This window comes from Glycomyces sp. MUSA5-2 (assembly GCF_037034145.1).
Lineage (GTDB): Bacteria > Actinomycetota > Actinomycetes > Mycobacteriales > Micromonosporaceae > Glycomyces > Glycomyces artemisiae.
Map to the genome: position 1 here is coordinate 484,262 of NZ_JBAGKG010000001.1, position 15,393 is coordinate 499,654.

13 protein-coding genes, 1 tRNA gene and 1 pseudogene are annotated in these 15,393 nt (G+C 66.9%); 4 read left to right on the forward strand and 11 right to left on the reverse strand.

The window, feature by feature from the left end:
* Positions 1 to 46: 46 nt before the first annotated feature.
* Positions 47 to 643: an NAD(P)H:quinone oxidoreductase gene (gene wrbA / locus WA640_RS02305; protein ID WP_335985891.1), complete on the reverse strand. Its 597-nt coding sequence runs from the start codon at positions 641 to 643 to the stop codon at positions 47 to 49.
* 115 nt (positions 644 to 758) lie between these two features.
* Between wrbA and WA640_RS02310 the strand changes: the two genes are divergently transcribed.
* Positions 759 to 1,688: a carbohydrate kinase family protein gene (locus WA640_RS02310; protein WP_335985893.1), complete on the forward strand. Its 930-nt coding sequence runs from the start codon at positions 759 to 761 to the stop codon at positions 1,686 to 1,688.
* Positions 1,689 to 1,726: 38 nt separating this feature from the next.
* On the opposite strand, the gene WA640_RS02315 is transcribed toward WA640_RS02310, so the two are convergent.
* The 4 genes from WA640_RS02315 to WA640_RS02330 form a co-directional block, all read right to left on the reverse strand.
* A complete protein-coding gene (locus tag WA640_RS02315; protein WP_335985894.1) occupies positions 1,727 to 2,896 on the reverse strand; it encodes a hypothetical protein in 1,170 nt (389 codons plus the stop codon).
* Positions 2,897 to 2,962: 66 nt separating this feature from the next.
* A complete protein-coding gene (locus WA640_RS02320) occupies positions 2,963 to 3,811 on the reverse strand; it encodes a glutaminyl-peptide cyclotransferase (RefSeq protein ID WP_335985895.1) in 849 nt (282 codons plus the stop codon).
* Between the two features lie 151 nt (positions 3,812 to 3,962).
* Positions 3,963 to 4,844: a putative RNA methyltransferase gene (locus tag WA640_RS02325; RefSeq protein ID WP_335985896.1), complete on the reverse strand. Its 882-nt coding sequence runs from the start codon at positions 4,842 to 4,844 to the stop codon at positions 3,963 to 3,965.
* A complete protein-coding gene (locus tag WA640_RS02330) occupies positions 4,841 to 5,449 on the reverse strand; it encodes a TetR/AcrR family transcriptional regulator (protein ID WP_106362022.1) in 609 nt (202 codons plus the stop codon). The genes WA640_RS02325 and WA640_RS02330 overlap by 4 nt, the downstream gene beginning before the upstream one ends.
* Positions 5,450 to 5,589: 140 nt before the next feature.
* Here WA640_RS02330 and WA640_RS02335 point away from each other — a divergent pair, with 140 nt between their 5' ends.
* Positions 5,590 to 8,067, forward strand: a complete 2,478-nt coding sequence (locus WA640_RS02335) for a glycoside hydrolase family 3 protein (RefSeq protein WP_335985898.1) — start codon at positions 5,590 to 5,592, stop codon at positions 8,065 to 8,067.
* Between the two features lie 53 nt (positions 8,068 to 8,120).
* On the opposite strand, the gene WA640_RS02340 is transcribed toward WA640_RS02335, so the two are convergent.
* Positions 8,121 to 8,453, reverse strand: coding sequence for a YtxH domain-containing protein (locus tag WA640_RS02340; RefSeq protein WP_335985899.1), 333 nt, complete (start codon positions 8,451 to 8,453; stop codon positions 8,121 to 8,123).
* Positions 8,454 to 8,677: 224 nt separating this feature from the next.
* Here WA640_RS02340 and WA640_RS02345 point away from each other — a divergent pair.
* Positions 8,678 to 8,753: transfer RNA gene (locus WA640_RS02345), tRNA-Asn, on the forward strand.
* Between the two features lie 583 nt (positions 8,754 to 9,336).
* Here the strand turns inward: WA640_RS02345 and WA640_RS28750 are convergent.
* The 3 genes and pseudogenes from WA640_RS28750 to WA640_RS02360 form a co-directional block, all read right to left on the reverse strand.
* Positions 9,337 to 10,389, reverse strand: a pseudogene (locus WA640_RS28750) (recombinase family protein); the annotation flags it as partial.
* 414 nt (positions 10,390 to 10,803) lie between these two features.
* On the reverse strand, positions 10,804 to 11,379 hold the full coding sequence (locus WA640_RS02355; RefSeq protein WP_335985901.1) for an HD domain-containing protein: 576 nt from the start codon (positions 11,377 to 11,379) through the stop codon (positions 10,804 to 10,806).
* A gap of 14 nt (positions 11,380 to 11,393) precedes the next feature.
* Entirely contained in the window at positions 11,394 to 12,434 is a 1,041-nt protein-coding gene (locus tag WA640_RS02360; RefSeq protein WP_335985902.1) for a helix-turn-helix domain-containing protein, read from the reverse strand.
* A 194-nt stretch (positions 12,435 to 12,628) separates the two neighbouring features.
* Here WA640_RS02360 and WA640_RS02365 point away from each other — a divergent pair, with 194 nt between their 5' ends.
* Positions 12,629 to 13,219: a hypothetical protein gene (locus tag WA640_RS02365; RefSeq protein ID WP_335985903.1), complete on the forward strand. Its 591-nt coding sequence runs from the start codon at positions 12,629 to 12,631 to the stop codon at positions 13,217 to 13,219.
* 211 nt (positions 13,220 to 13,430) lie between these two features.
* On the opposite strand, the gene WA640_RS02370 is transcribed toward WA640_RS02365, so the two are convergent.
* Both WA640_RS02370 and WA640_RS28755 read right to left on the reverse strand, forming a co-directional pair.
* Positions 13,431 to 14,279, reverse strand: a complete 849-nt coding sequence (locus WA640_RS02370) for a replication-relaxation family protein (protein ID WP_335985904.1) — start codon at positions 14,277 to 14,279, stop codon at positions 13,431 to 13,433.
* A 226-nt stretch (positions 14,280 to 14,505) separates the two neighbouring features.
* Positions 14,506 to 15,054, reverse strand: coding sequence for a translation initiation factor IF-2 N-terminal domain-containing protein (locus tag WA640_RS28755; protein WP_442904651.1), 549 nt, complete (start codon positions 15,052 to 15,054; stop codon positions 14,506 to 14,508).
* Positions 15,055 to 15,393 lie beyond the last annotated feature (339 nt).

Here is a 15,393-nt window from a genome sequence, read left to right on the forward strand (position 1 = left end):
CGGCGAAGGGCCCCGAGGGATCGCCTCGGGGCCCTTCGCCGCGCCTTCAGCCGTGCAGGCGCCGCGCGATCGACACCACGCGCTTGGTCTGGATCGCCACCGCGGCGCGGTCCTTCTCCGACACCGGGCCCTTGAGCCCGATGTGGCTGGCGCCGTATGGGTTCCCGATCTCCACGTCGAACTGGAGCGGGTCGGTGTAGCCGGGCGAGACGATGATCGCGCCCCAGTGGTAGAACGTGTTGTTCATCGCGAGGATCGTCGACTCCTGGCCGCCGTGGCTCGTCTGCGTCGACGTGAACGTCGACATCACCTTGTCGGCGAGCTTCCCCTCCTGCCACAGCGGGCCCGTGATGTCGATGAACTGCTTGATCTGCGCCGTCGGCAGCCCGTACCGCGTCGGCGTGCCCCACAGAACCGCGTCGGCCCAGTCGAGGTCGTCGAGCGTCGCCTCCTCGACGTCGGCGGTGGCCTCGGCGTGCTCGGCCCACGCCTCGTTCGACGCGACCGCCTCGGGCGGGGCCAGCTCGCGCACCTTCCGCAGGCGCACCTCGGCGCCGGCGTCCCGGCCCTCTCTCGCGGCGGTCTTCGCCATCTCGTAGACGTTCCCGGTCTGCGAGTAGTAGATGACGGCCAGCTTGACCATGATGCGTCCCCCTTGCGTGAGAATCGGTGTTGACCCTGGCACAGTCGTTCCCATAGGGTTGCCCTCGCAACAGATTCCACACAATCCTGCAAATTCTTTCAAAGGAAGCAATCACATGCTGGACATCCTGGTCGTCGGCGGCGTCGGCGTCGACACCATCGTGCGCGTCCCGGAGATCGCGATCGGCGACGGCGACTCCACGCACGTGGAGCCGATCCTCGACTACGTGGCGCACACCGGGAACGGCGTCGCGCTCGGGTGCCTCCACCTCGGGCTCGCGACCCGGTTCATCGACTACATCGGCGACGACGAGCAGGGCGCGCTCATCCGCCGCCACTACGACGCGCACGGGCTGGACTTCCGCTACCTCATCTCCCCCAACGGGACCTCCCGCTCGGTGAACCTCGTCGACGCCGGGGGCCGCCGCTACTCCTTCTACGACTACCGCCACGACCCCGACCTGCGGATGCCCGAGTCCTTCTTCGGACCCCATGTGGCCGAGGCGAAGCACGTCCACGTGTCGATCCCCAACCACACCCGCGACGTGCTGGCGGCCATCCCCGAGGGCGTCACCGTCTCCACCGACCTGCACGGCTGGGACGGCGAGGCCGAGCACCAGAAGGACTTCGCGCGCCGCGCCGACCTGGTGACCCTCTCCGCGGCCCGCCTCGGCGGCGACCCGGAGAAGGCCATGCGCTGGATCATCGACAACGGCCGTGCGACGGTCGTCATCGCGACCGACGGCGAGCACGGCGGCTACGTCCTCGAACGCGGCGGGTCCCTGGAGCGGTACCGGGCCATCGACCCCGTGGCCGAGCTCGGCGCGGTCTCGCCGGAGTGGGCCGAGTGGGCGCCGGTGGACTCCAACGGCGCGGGCGACGCGTTCGTGTCGGGCCTGCTGTGGGCGCGCGGCAAGGGCTACGGGCTCGCCGAGGCCCTCGACGCGGGCCGGATCTCGGGCGCGTACGCGTGCCGCACGAAAGGCACGAGCACGGCCCTCATCTCCGACGCGCTCATGGCCGAAAGCCTTGCGGCCCTGAAGTAGTCGAGGTCGGCCGCCGCCCGCGGGCGGCGGCCGACCCCCTACTGCTGCTCGGTGCCGCGGTTGGCGGTCATGGCCTTCGCGCGGGCGATCACGTCGTCGAACGGCGACGGCTCAGCCGGGCTCGGGCGGACCGCGTCGCGATGCTCGGGCTGGACCACCAGCATGAACAGGCACCCGACTGCGGCGGCGACCACGGGCGCGCCGATGCCGATCTCGGCGACCGGCCAGTTCCCGGCGTGCGCGCCGGTCGCGATCATGAACGCCGCCCACACCGGGACCGCCCAGCCGCCCGCGAGGACCATGAGGTCGCGGCGGCGCCGCAGCTCGGGCCGGATGAGCCAGATGAGGAAGTCGAGCCACGCGCCCGACAGGAGCAGCACCCACACGTAGGCGCCGTTGTCGAAGCCGGTGAAGGCCCCGGCCATGATGCACGGGTACGCGAACGCCACGGTGAAGAACCCGAGCGGCAGCCGGAACCGGCCGGTCGTGAAGACCGCCAGCGCGAGTACGAGCACCGTCGTGAACACCATGCCCGCCACGGGGCCCGAGTCGTAACCGAAGCGGCCTTCGAGGGCGACGCCCGTGGCGAACGGCGTGTCGGTGAACGGGACCAGGTAGTTGAGGAACAGCACGAGCGTCGCGATGGCGAAGCCGAGGGACAGCGCGGGCGCGGCGAGGCGCGCTTCGATCGGGATCGGCTCGGGCTCGACCGAGAGGACCTCTCGCCGCCACGCGGACAGCCACGGCGCCAGGGCGATGAGGCACCCGGCGGCGGCGAGGCCGAGGTGGGAGGGGCTGAAGAAGATGTCGAGGTCGGCTTCGACGCCGAGCAGCTGGTGCCAGATCATGTCGGCGATTCCGGAGACCAGGAACAGCGGGACGCCGATGATCGCGGGGCCGTAGCCGTGGGGGACGGCGGCCATGCCGGTGCGCCCGTCGGCGCGGTGGGCGCGCACGAACATCCAGGCGATCCATGCGGCGGTGGCGAAGAAGCCGGTGTAGAACGCCAGGTGCCACCAGGTGAAGAAGGACTCGGCCCAGCCGCGGGCGTGGGCGTTGACGTCGAGGATCAGCCCGCCGATGAACCACGCGGAGAACGCGGCGGTGGTGAGGTCCTGCCACCAGGCGGCGAAGACGCGGGGCTGCCGGGAGTCGGCCAAGAGGTGCATCTTGTACTCCAGCAATCGGTCAAGGGGGGTGATGGCCATGAGGCCATCATGGCCCACCGCGACCAGCGGCGCAATCGCCGCACGGTCACCGACTGCGCACAGTGGCTACGAGACGAATCGGACGAGGAACATCTTCGGCCAGTGCTTCCCGGTCAGGTAGAACTCGCCGTCGCCCTCGGCTTTCGCGATGCCGTTGAGGACATCGGCTCCGGCGGACTCCTCTGGGGACAGCAGACCTGACGCGTCGACCTCGGCCTGGAGGTTTCCCGACTCGGGGTCGATCCCGATGATCTGGTCGGTCTGCCAGATGTTCGCCCACACGGTGCCGTTGCTGCATTCGAGCTCGTTGATGGAGAAGACGGGGGTCCCGCCATCATCCGCGACCGCGAGGGTGCCGGTCTCCTCGAAGGTGACTGGGTCGCGGAAGGTGAGGGTGTCGGAGCCGTCGCTCATGACGAGCCGCTCGCCGTCGTAGCAGATGCCCCAGCCTTCGCCTTCGTACTCGACCGTTTCGATGACGTCGAGGGTGACGGGGTCGCGTTTGTAGGCGTGGTGCTCCTGCCAGGTGATCTGCCAGATCGCGTCGTCGGTGAGGGTGAGGCCCTCGGCGAAGTCCTCGGCGGGGAGGTCCTGGGAGACGAGCACTTCGCCGGTGGCGGGGTCGGTGATGCGGATGTCGGACTCGCCGTATAGGCCCGCGGACTCGTAGAGCACGGTCCCGTATTCGGGGTGCTCGGCGAGTTCGAGGCCCTGGGTGAAGGAACCGGGGTCGTGGTCGTAGGTCTCAAGGACTTCGATCCCGGCGTTCATTTGCGCGTCCTGGTCGGGAATCTCGCGGTCGCTCTCGTCGGCCGCAGCGTTGCCGGCCGAGCATCCGGCGAGCGCGAGGACGCTCGCCGCCGTGAAGGCGAGGCCGTGCCGGGCCGCCCGCTTCTCATCGAACACTGAACTCATCTCCAGGTGCTTCAGGGGTGATGCCTCGTACCGTATCGGTCATGGCAAACGAGGACAAGACTTCCGTGCGAAGCGTTTGCCGTGCAACGGGGAGGGCATCGGGGGCCGACCTCGTCCGCGGCACCGGGAGGGGTCGGCTCGCAGGCCGCTCTCAGCCCTTGCGGCGCCAGCGGGCGACGGTCGCCGCGACGGTGACGTCGATCCGCTCGGGGAGCGCGGCGACGGCCGCGTCGAGCTCGGCGGGGCCGTGGTGGCGGGCGCTGGGGCCCATCCCGACGAGCCGGCGCACGTCCTCGTGTCCGAGGCCAATCGAATAGGAGATCTCGTCGGTCCGCTCGGCCTCGAACACCGAGCCGAGCTGGTCGGCGGTCCGCTGCGGTTTGGCGGGGTCGACGCTCAGCAAGTCCAAGGCGTCGACGAGTTCGCGGAGGTGGTCCAGCCGGGGGGTCAGGACCACTAGAGCGCCTCTTGGGTGGAGGACGCGTGCGAGCTCGTCGGCGTTGCGGGGGGCGAAGACGTTCAGCACCGCGGCGGCGGCGCCGTCGCGTACCGGAAGTCGATTCCACGCGTCGGCGAGCACCGCGGCGAGTCGCGCCTGAGTTCCGGCGGCTCGCCGCGGTTCGTCCGTTTCCGCTTGGGGCAGTTGCCGTTTGGCGCAGCGCCGCAGCGCGTACTTGGAGGTGTCGAGGCCGATGCCTTCGCGTCCGGGGGCGGCCGCGAGCGCGGCGGCGAGGTAGTGGCCGGTGCCGCAGCCCGGCTCGATGACCACGCCGGGGGCGTCGGTGAGCGAGGCTTCGGCGACGGCTGTCAGGAGCGGGTCGTAGAAGCCCGCGGAGAGGAACTCCTCGCGGGCGGCGACCTGGTCGGCGGTGTCGCCGGTGGTGGCGTTGGAGCCGGGGGCGAGCAGCGGCGCGTAGCCCTGCTTGGCGAGGTCGAAGGAGTGGCCGGAGGGGCAGGACAGGCGCCGGTCGGCCTGGTCGAGGGCCTGGCCGCAGTTGGGGCAGGCGAGCGCGTCGAGCGCGGGCAGCGTCACGCGAGGGCCTCGGGGTCGATGAGGCGCAGGAACGCGCGGAAGGATGCGGGCATGTCGACGCCTTCGGGATCGTGGAGCCACTGGAACTGGAGACCGTCCATGATCGCCACGACCAGCGGCGCCACCTCCTCTGGGGTGAGCCCGGAGGGGAGCCGGTCACCCCACTGGGCGCGCAGCGTGGCGGCCATCTCGCCGCGCACGCGGCGGTAGCGCTCGCGGAAGTAGGGCTCGGCCGGGTGGTCCTCGGTGACGGACTCGCCGAGCAGGGCGGAGAACGTGCGGATGATCGCCGACCGGTGCGCGTTGGCCTCGACCACGCCGACGGTCTGGGCCACGGTCATCGGGTTGCCGTCGGAGGAGACGCGGTCGCCGCGGTCCCATTCGTCGCGCATGGTGAGCACCGCGATCAGCAAGTCCTCTTTGGATGGGAAGTAGTGGAGGAGGCCCTGCTGGGTCAGGCCCACCTTCTCGGCGACGGCGGCGAGGCTGGCCCCGCGGTAGCCGCGCTCGGCGATGACCTCCATGGCGGCGCGCACGATCTCCTCGCGGCGGGCCTGCCCGCGGGCACCGTGGCGGACGCCGTGCGGTCGCGGCGGGTTCGGCATGGCTGGCCTCGATCTGGGCTCGGTCTCGATGGCACTCCAGCATAGATAATCACGATTCGGCCACAGGCACTACCGGTCGCTCGGTAGCGGTGGCAGACTCGGGGCGGCGCACCGCAGCGCAGACCGAAGAAAGGCACGCCATGAGCGACTGGACCGTCCCCGCCGACCGGCCCGACTACGAGGAGGCCGTCGAGGCGGCGCTCGCGAAACTGGACCTGGAGACCAAGGCCGACCTGCTGGCCGGCATCGACATGTGGCGGACCCTCGCCGCCCCCGACGCGGGCCTGCGGTCGATGACCGTCTCCGACGGCCCCATCGGCGTGCGCGGCCGCTTCTGGACCGCCGCCGACCCGTCCCTGGCGCTGCCCAGCCCCACCGCGCAGGCCGCGTCCTGGGACCCGGAGCTGGTGCGCCGCACCGGAAACCTCCTCGCCGCCGAGGCCCGCCGCAAGGACGTCGACGTGCTCCTGGCGCCGACGATCAACCTGCACCGCTCGCCGCTGGGCGGGCGCCACTTCGAGGCGTTCAGCGAGGACCCGTACCTGACCGGGCGCATCGCCGAGGCGTACGTCGCCGGTGTGCAGGAGCGCGGTGTCGGCACCACCATGAAGCACTACGTCGCCAACGACGCCGAGACCGACCGGTTCACCGTCGACAACGTCATCGGCGAGCGGGCCCTGCGCGAGCTGTACCTGCGGCCGTTCGAGATGGTCGCCGCCGCGGTCAACCCGTGGGGCGTCATGACCGCGTACAACACCGTCAACGGCACCACCATGACCGCGCACAAGGAGCTCATGGACGTCCTCCGCGAGGAGTTCGGGTTCGACGGCTTCAACGTCTCCGACTGGGGCGCCGCGCGGCACACCGTCGAGGGCGTCGAAGCAGGGCTCGACCTCGCGATGCCCGGGCCGCTCACCGTGTTCGGGAAGGCGCTGGTCGATGCGGTCCGCGAGGGCCGGACCACCGAGGCGGCCGTGGACGCGAACGTCCGCCGCATCCTCAAGCTCGCCGCCCGCGTCGGCGCACTCGACGGCGTCGAGGCCGCGGTCACCGGGCGTCTGGAGGCGATCGAGGACCCGGACGCGCTGCTCCGCGAGATCGCCCGGCGCTCCTTCGTCCTCGCCAAGAACGACGTCCCCGCGGGCGACGAGACGCGCATCCTGCCGCTCCACGCCGACGTCGTCCACAGCCTCGCGCTCATCGGCCCCGCCGCGGCCGAGGCCCGCGTCCTCGGCGGCGGCTCCGCGACGGTGTTCCCGCCGCACGTGGTCTCCCCGCTCGACGGCCTGCGCGCCAAGCTCGGCGACCGGGTCGTCTACGCTCAGGGCGTCGACCTGTTCGAGCAGATCGAGGCCGCGAACCGCGGCTTCACGCTCACCGCGCGGCCCGTCGCGAAGGACGGGACGCAGCTGCCCGCCGAGCCGCTCGCCAACGGCGACGTCAAGTGGATGGGGTACGTCCCCGGCGGCCTCACCGCCGACGAGTTCGACCACGCGCTCGTCGAGGGCCGCTACGTCGCCACCAAGACCGGCGAGCACGTCTTCGGCACCCGCGGCTTCGGGCACCACAAGCTCGTCATCGACGGCGAGACCGTGTTCGACCAGGACCAGGAGTTCGTCAGCGACGACCCGTTCGAGGCGTTCTTCGGCCCCGGCGTCGAGCGCCTCCGCATCCACCTCGACGAAGGCCAGGAGGTCGAGCTGCGCCACGAGTTCACGCCGTTCGACTTCCCGCCCGGGTTCCCGCCCTCGGTCCTGTTCGGGCTCATGCACACCGAGCCGCGGCCCGACGAGCAGACCCTCATCGACGAGGCCGTCGCCGCCGCCCGCGGCGCCGAGATCGCCGTGGTCGTCGTCTCCACCACCGCCCTCACCGAATCCGAGGGCTTCGACCGCGCCGACTTGCGCCTCCCCGGCCGCCAGGACGAACTCGTCGCCGCCGTCGCCGCCGCCAACCCGAACACGGTCGTCGTCGTCAACACCGGCTCCCCCGTCGAGATGCCCTGGGCCGCCGACGTCGCCGGCATCCTCCTCACCTGGTTCCCCGGCCAGGAGGGCGGCAACGCCCTCGCCGAGGTCCTCCTCGGCGCCGAACCGGGCGGCCGCCTCACGACCACTTGGCCGAAGACCCTCGCCGACGCCCCCGTGACGCAGGTCGTCCCGGACGACGAGGGCAAGCTCCACTACGAAGAGGGCGTCTTCATCGGCTACCGGGCCTGGCAGCGCAGGGGGACGGTCGAGCCGGCGTTCTGGTTCGGCCACGGCCTGTCCTACACCGACTGGGCGTACGAGTCGATCGAAGCGGCGGGCAGCACCGTCAAGGTCAAGGTGAGGAACAAGGGGGCGGTGACGGGCCGAGAGGTGGTCCAGGTCTACCTGTCCCCGGACGAATCCGCCGAGGTGGAAGGCGGCATCGAGCGAACCCGCCTGGCAGGCTTCCAGGCGGTAGAAGCGGGTCCCGGCGAAGAAATCGAAGTGACGATTCCCCTGGAAGCACGCTCGCGGCAGTTCTGGAACGAGCAGACCCACGCATGGGAGACCGTCCCGGGCACCTGGAAGGTGAAGGCCGGAAGGAACGTGGCGGACCTCCCCCTCGAAGCCTTGCTGATTGAGGGATAAGAGAGAAGGGCGGGATCTCAGGATCCCGCCCTTCATTCTCTGCTTGCCCTCACTCAAAAACCCGGAGAGTCCTCGCGAAGGGCCCGTTCACTCCGCGCAGGGGTGGTAACCCCGGCGGAGTCCCAGGGCTCGGCCTTCGGGGGCTCGTCGGCGCTGGTGGTGAAGTTCTCGATGATCTCGCCGAACTTCGTGTCCTTGATCTTGTCCTGCGCCGCGTTCACGGCCTTCCCCGCCTGGTTGCGCACCGACGAGGCGACCTGCTGGACCTTGTCATTGCCGGTCACCCGGCGCGTGTAGTCGACGATCTGGTCGTACCGCTCGCGGCCCGCCTTCGCCCCCAGGATGTACCCGACCGCGAACCCGGCCACGAGATACCACTTCCGCATAATTGCCTCCCCGGCCGGCCCTCGGGCCGGACGCTCCTCGTCATCCGTGCGTCCCCCGCACACAGCGGCCATTCTGCCGCATCCCGGGGTGCCCCGCCCGCCCAAGCACGAAACGCACCCCCGATTCCACCCACCCGAGGACCCACACCACACCCACCCCCGTGGCACCCGCCCCCTTCCCTCCTGTACTCTCGTATCCGGTTCGCCACCACGGCAGAACCCCTTCCCCAATAGCTCAATTGGCAGAGCAGCCGACTGTTAATCGGCAGGTTCTTGGTTCGAGTCCAAGTTGGGGAGCCACACTAGAGGAATCCGAACCCCCGGCCGGGAAAACCGGCCCGGGGTTCTTTTCTTTCCCGGCCCCGTCGCACTCCCATCTCGTGCTGAAGACCCGCCGCGTGGGAAACAGCGGACTCACCGGCGAGCGGACCTCATCCCCGACGATCACCGGATCCCGATCGCCCTCCTCGGCAACCAGGTACAGCCGCTTGAACAGTGACGAGTGCAGGAGCCGCTGTCGGTCCTCGCTGGTCCGGTCCAAGAGCGCACGGGGGTTCTCAAGCAGCGTCATCAGCGATTCGAGAGCCTCGACCGCATGGGTGACGTCGTCGTCTTCAGCCCGGGTCAACTGCTCGTCAAGCGCACTGATCCGGTCCCGCAGATCCCGCATCTTCACTTCAAGCCGGTCCTGCGGCCAGTCAGGATTCCCCACTAGTTCGATGAGTTGATCCTGCTGCTCCACGAGCCGCGTCCGCTCGCCCTGCAACTGCCGCCGAAGAGTCGCTCCGTGCTGTGTCCGGTCCTTCAAGGCCGCGCTGAGTGCGGCTCGCAGCTCCGTTCGCACCGCGTCCGGTATCGCAAGAGTCGCATAATGCGCTCTGACAGCCGCCTCGGCCTTCGCGACGGGTATCCGAGGAACCGGGCATATCTTCCGGCTTCTCCCGCTGCACAGGAAGTAGAAGTACACGACTCCGCGGCGGCTCTTCCCACGATCGAGGTAGAACCGCGTCTTGCAGTGCCCGCAGTAGAGCAGGCCCTTCAACGGGTGGTCGTAGATTCGCTCCCGAGTGCCAGCGCCCCGCTGGTTGTCCAGCACATCCTGCACCCGGTCGAAGAGCTCTTGGCCGATGATCGGTTCATGTCGCCCTTGGTATTCCTTGCCCTTGAAGACGATCCGGCCGAGGTAGTAGCGATCACGGAGGAGCCTCCCGATCGAGTAGATGGTGATCTCTCGCCCCGCCGGAAGCGACTTCGTCGGTCGGGTCCGAAGCCCGGCCTCCGTGACGATCCGCTGCAAATCCCTGTACGAGTGCGTCCCAGTCGCGTACAGCTCGAACATCATCTTGATGAGCGGGGCGCGCTCCTCGTCAAGAACTACGGTCCGCACCTCGCGACCGTCGACCTTCTCCCCCACGTTCAGGTATCCCAGCGGCGCCTGTCCGACCGTGCCGCCGTTGGCGGCCTTCGCAGCCATCTTGTAAGCCACGTCGGCCCCTGACGCCCGCGACTGGTACTCGTTGACACCGTCGAGGATCGCGGCCACCAGATCGCCCACGTAGGTGTCCTCGGTGTAATCCATGATCGAGACGAGCTGGACTCCCAGCCGCCGCAGCTCCTTCCGGGTGATCGCCGCATCGGTCGAGTCCCGGTGCATCCGCGAGCGCGAGTACACGATGATCGCGCTGACATCATGCCGGTTGCGGACCCGCGCCATCATCTCCTGGAACTTCGGCCGCCTGTCGACGTTGGTAGCCGACTTCCCCGGCTCGACGTACTCATCAACGATCTCCAACCCCAGGTCAGCAGCTTTCCGTGTGCACGCGGCTCGCTGGGCCGGGATCGAGTTCCCCTCGGGGTCGTAGTCGTTCTCAACCTGCCCGCGGTCAGAAACCCGCAGGTAGAGCACGGCCCGCTTGCCGTTCATGTTCGCTGTCATCGCTCGTCGCCCTCTCGCAGTTCGCTGTCGATCGGACCCGCCGAGCCACCAGGCTGTGGGTCTTCGGGCTCAACCCACGAGTCAAGCAGGAGTTCCGCGAGCAGGCGCACGTCGATGTCAGCACGCAGCCGTCCATCGATCCGAACTCGAATGTCTCTGGCACGCAATCGAGTCACCACCAAATCCGGTGGCTACGGCGGGTCAGGGACAACGTAGAGGGACTCCGGTTGCCGATCAAGCCTCGGGCAGCACGCACCAGCCGACGGCGCGGAACGCCGTCGGCGAGATTTCGGAAGGTGAAGAGCAAGAAGAACTGGGGCATGACGGATGTCCCATCGGCATCATGCGATCCAGCTCTAAGATCATTCTACCTGCTAGATCACCCGCAAAACGGGCTCAGGCTGTTGGGTTATCTCAGTCCTCGGCCTGGTGTCGAGTCAGCTCCCAGGCCAAGGGCTCCCGCTCAAGGATCTCGCGTGCAAGTCCCTGAGCCGTGTCGGTCTTCAGGGCTGCAAGACTGCTGTCGATCCAGCGCCCCACCGTTGAAACTCCCTGGTGGCGGTACTCGACAGCCTGAATCAGGCACTCAAGCTTGTCGGCATCCTTTGCACAGATCGCTTCTGGCGTCTCCCCCGCTTCAAACTCTGCGATGGCATCGCGAACCGTCTCCGCCATGCGATCGGGGCACTCTCCCGTCTGATCAGCCACAACATCCTGCGCATCAGCCGCGGTGAGGTAGTCGCGGCCGATCTTCGGAATGTCGCCAACCCGTGTCTCCGGGGTGTCATGGAGGACGCACAACATCGCGGTGCGAGCCGGATCGGCCCCCTCCAGACTCGCGATGACCATCCCGGTGACCGCAGCCCGCCAACTATGCTCAGCGATGCTCTCAGGGTCGCGAACCCCGGCAATCCACCACCCTGACCGCCGAGCACGCTTCAGCATTCCCGCTTCGAACAGATATCCAGCGGCACCCGCGAGTCCAGTCATGTCCTGCCCCTTCGCTAGCGAATCCGAAGATCGGAAAGCCCTTCGGCAATCGAGCGTAGTTCCACCCGAGATTGCCGGGAAACTCGGCCACTGTCTACCAGCGCCTCAATACGCCCTAGCAGCAAGTCAGTAGTCGCCTGGTCATCTATGACAAGTCCGCGTTGAGAGCGAAGCAGCAGCCAGAGGTTGTGGATGTTCAGATCGATGAGCGGGTGCTCGTCCACCAACCGCTCTACCAGGTGGGGGTACATGCGGGCTCCCCGCCAACGTTGACCGCGCCGGACCATGAAGCTGTCATCGCCTTCCCGATCCGACAGGTCACCGACCCAGTAAGCGGTGTAGTTGAGAGCGGCACTCTCGCAGTCATCGCTCGGGTGTGCGCTGGCGATGAAGGCACGCAGCGGCTCAGGGTCGCCTCGATACGCACGGGAGACCACGTAAGACCTGGCGTCAGCCCATGACGGGCTCCAGGAGTCACTGCTAACGAGATACCGAGACGCTCTGGTCGACAACCTCGCTGGAGCATCGAGCCCGGAAAGGCCGGCAAGGAAGCAAGCTTGCCTACGAAGCAGCACTCCGGCCTCGGCTCCAGTTTCGTACTCGCTCAGTTCGAGCAAGTTCGCTTGTATCCGCTGCCGGTCCGACGCCCCGATTTCCGGCCGACTTGGGCTCGGCCCGCGCCGCGTTTTCGGCCGAAGCCGATCAATGAACCGAGGAGCGGCCCCGCTCAAGGCCCAGGTGACAAGCTCAGTGATGCGAAGATCGATGACACCGCCATTGAGCGGATGCTGCTCCAAGCCAGCCGTCCACGGGTCCGTCGCGCCAGCCAAGATCAGGTCCGCCTCTATCGAGACTGGCAGCAAGGCCACCACTTCAGCGCTCGCACGGAGCCGAAGCAGCGTCCGACCGATGCGGTTCAACTGGACGAGGCTCACCGCGGACAACTGCCGACGACCGGACTCCCAACCCTGAACAGTCGCCACCCCACAATCCATCACCTCGGCAAACCGCTCCTGGCTCAAACCCGCCGATTCACGAGCCAGCTTCAAGACCATTCCAGCGATGCGCCCGGAGCCTTCAGATTCCCGCCCCAACTCCCCTCCCCCAGCCAAATCCAGAAGCAATAAGAACCCGTACCGACGGTAAGTGTTTCAAATACCCCTTGATCCGTAGCGTTCAGTGTCATAGCCCAACCGGCCATTGTCAACGACCTACCGGTGATGGAATTGCACCTCAGGAGGGTATCCCGATGAATAGCGGAGCGCTGTCGGCCAACGGTCAGAACCGCAAGTCCGACTTCGAAATTCTCGGTGAATGGCAGACCACCAACGGCAATCGGCTCATGCTCAAGGCGCGCAGCAAGACCGGCTACGCCTCAATCTGGCTGGACCACAACGGCCACCCAGTCAAGATCGGCTACACACTCCACGCCGGCGGAGTCCTCCGCGACCTCCGCTGGGAAGCACCGTGGCGTGAGCAAACCCAGGCATGGAAGACCCAGCAGCGCAATCACATCGCGGCACTCATAGCCGCCTGGCACGCCGACAATCACCGCCCGCCTAAGCCCTCCCCTCTCCCCTCCAACATCTTCGGCGTCTTCGACCTCGACGGCTTCCGGTTCGCCGTCGAGCCCACCGCCACCCGTGAGCACGCCGTCCTCAGCGTCATCAACAACGAGAACGGCCTCACCCCGGTAGCCGACCTCCTCCACGACGACGGCCGCCTCTGCGGCCTGGTAACCAGGCCCGGCTGGAAAGGCACCCCCGACGACCGCAAGCGCCGTTGGCGCACCGAATCCCAAACCATCCTTACCCGCGCAGCCACCGAGAACCGTCTTTAACCCAACCCCAAGAAGCGGGGCCGCCCAGGTGGGGGCGGCCCCGCACTCCTCGGCCACGAGTCCCCTCAGAAGACCACCACCGGCCTACGCGGATGTATATATGTCGGGTTTTCAAGAGCCTGATTACTGAAGCCTTCACCTGCGAAAACATCTAGTAATCAGGCCAGGGTTACAGCTGGGGCATCCGGAGGGGCTGATGCTTGGTCGACCTTCAGGGGGCGACCTCTGGGGGCCAAAGTGCCGATTCAGCGATATCCCAGTTCCTGGTTACGGCTCCCGGTAGGTCAACCAAAGCCATCGGGCCCGGCTGCCCGGGCACATGCCAGCGTTGGTCAGTAATCGCGTCGGGATGATCGACGTGACGCGTGAATGTCCGCTCAGGCTCCGAAGCGAACGAAACCGCGACCGTGAACGACGACGGAGCGGCATTTCCCTTCATCTCTTCCGCCCACATCGAGTCCAGCCGAACCAGGAGATTCGCGAGGCGGCGTTCACTGACGACCTCGACGAGAAGAACCTCCGTCGGCCGCCTGTGCGGAGCGAAATGCTTGCGGTAGCCCGTGACGGTACTCGCCAGACGTTCAAGCGTCTCCGTGCTTCGGTCGTGCTCCAGGTAGAAGTACAAGCTCGAACCGTCATCCCAGTCGAGCTGCCCGGTACCGTCAGGGCGCCGGTAGAGGAAGTCCGAACGATCCGACTCCGAGCGCCAGTCAACCAACCGGACGTCTCCATGCCGCCGAGCTGAGTACTGGATCCGGCAGAAGAACGAGTTGATCCCCTCAACATGCGGCCGCTGAGCCGAGAGAAAGTACTGCTGCGCCTTCCATGTCGCGGCCTGCTTCGAGGGCTGCTTCTCCCCATGCCGACCAGCATGAACACACTGCCCTCGCCACCCCAGCATGTACCGATAAGCCCGGCTACCAGGGCTCCGGTACCGCTCCACGATCCCCATCTCATGAAGCGTCAACAACCGTATCGCCGCAGCATGCGGCGACGGAAAGAACAGCACCTCAACCATCGCCGCCGTCATCACCCGGTGTCGAGCCAACGCATCAACCACCGCGAAGTCCCGCTCCGTAAGCCGCCCAACCAACTCATTGAAGTCCCCGGTGTTCGTCCCTACGATCCGTCTCGCGCACATCCAGCCACCGCCTCCTCAGCTCTCAAACCTCTGGCGGCCAAGACAAAACCACCCCAAAGATTAAGAACATTGAGTAACCAGCCCTTGTCCCAGATATGACAAGAAGCACTGGTTACTGGCGGAAACGCGCAGGGATACTGATTCTTTAGTCGCTGGGCAGTTCCCTCGCGAGCTCGGCTGGCGAGTGCCCCTTCCGAAGCCAGTAGAGAACTTGACGCCCTCTGACGATCCGAGCTAGATCGCTTGGACGAAACGATGCTTCTGACGCTGATTTCACCAAGTGGGCTTCATGGGGTTCCACCCCGACCTGCCACCAGCGTTCCAGCTCCTCCTGAACCATCCAGGTGTCGGCCCACTGGACTGCAAGGGTCTGAGCCTCTCGATCCGAAATAATGCGACCCGGAAATCGGTTACGAAGTACCAGCGCCAGGCCATCTAGCGGGGACCGGCGAGATCTGCTACCAGGCGGAAGCAACCTCGGCGCCCTGACCCCCGATCGGGAAGACAATGGCGGGCGCCGAGGTCTCGAGCCATCGCTGCGTTTGATACCCGCTCGAGCAAGGTCCGCAAGGTTATCTTCAACGACAGCCGAAGTCGACTTCATGAACACTCCTGCATCCTTGAAGAAGAGTAGAAGTTCCCCTGGACTGACGTTGAGCTCTCGCGCGAGCTCATGTACGCGGAGACGGAACATCTCTGGTTCGCCCTGCGACGCCGAAGGATTTTGAACCACTGGCCCCCCTAGGTTCGTTCTCACCCAGTCAAGCACCTCTTCGAAAGGTTGTCAACTAGATGTTGTGCCCACGGCCCGTGCATGGCACTAGATACAGGCTCATGCTCAATGAACCTGGAGCCTTAGCCTCGCAGCACCACGCTCGCGCCATCTGCCAGACCAAGCCCCTACCTGTAGCTTCCAGCGATCTCTGCATTCCCTACGAGCACATGATGGCTGACGAATTCATCCTCAAATGATCCATATCGAATACTTGCCACGAATCAAGGCAGACCCGAAACCTGCCACTTGACGGTTGAA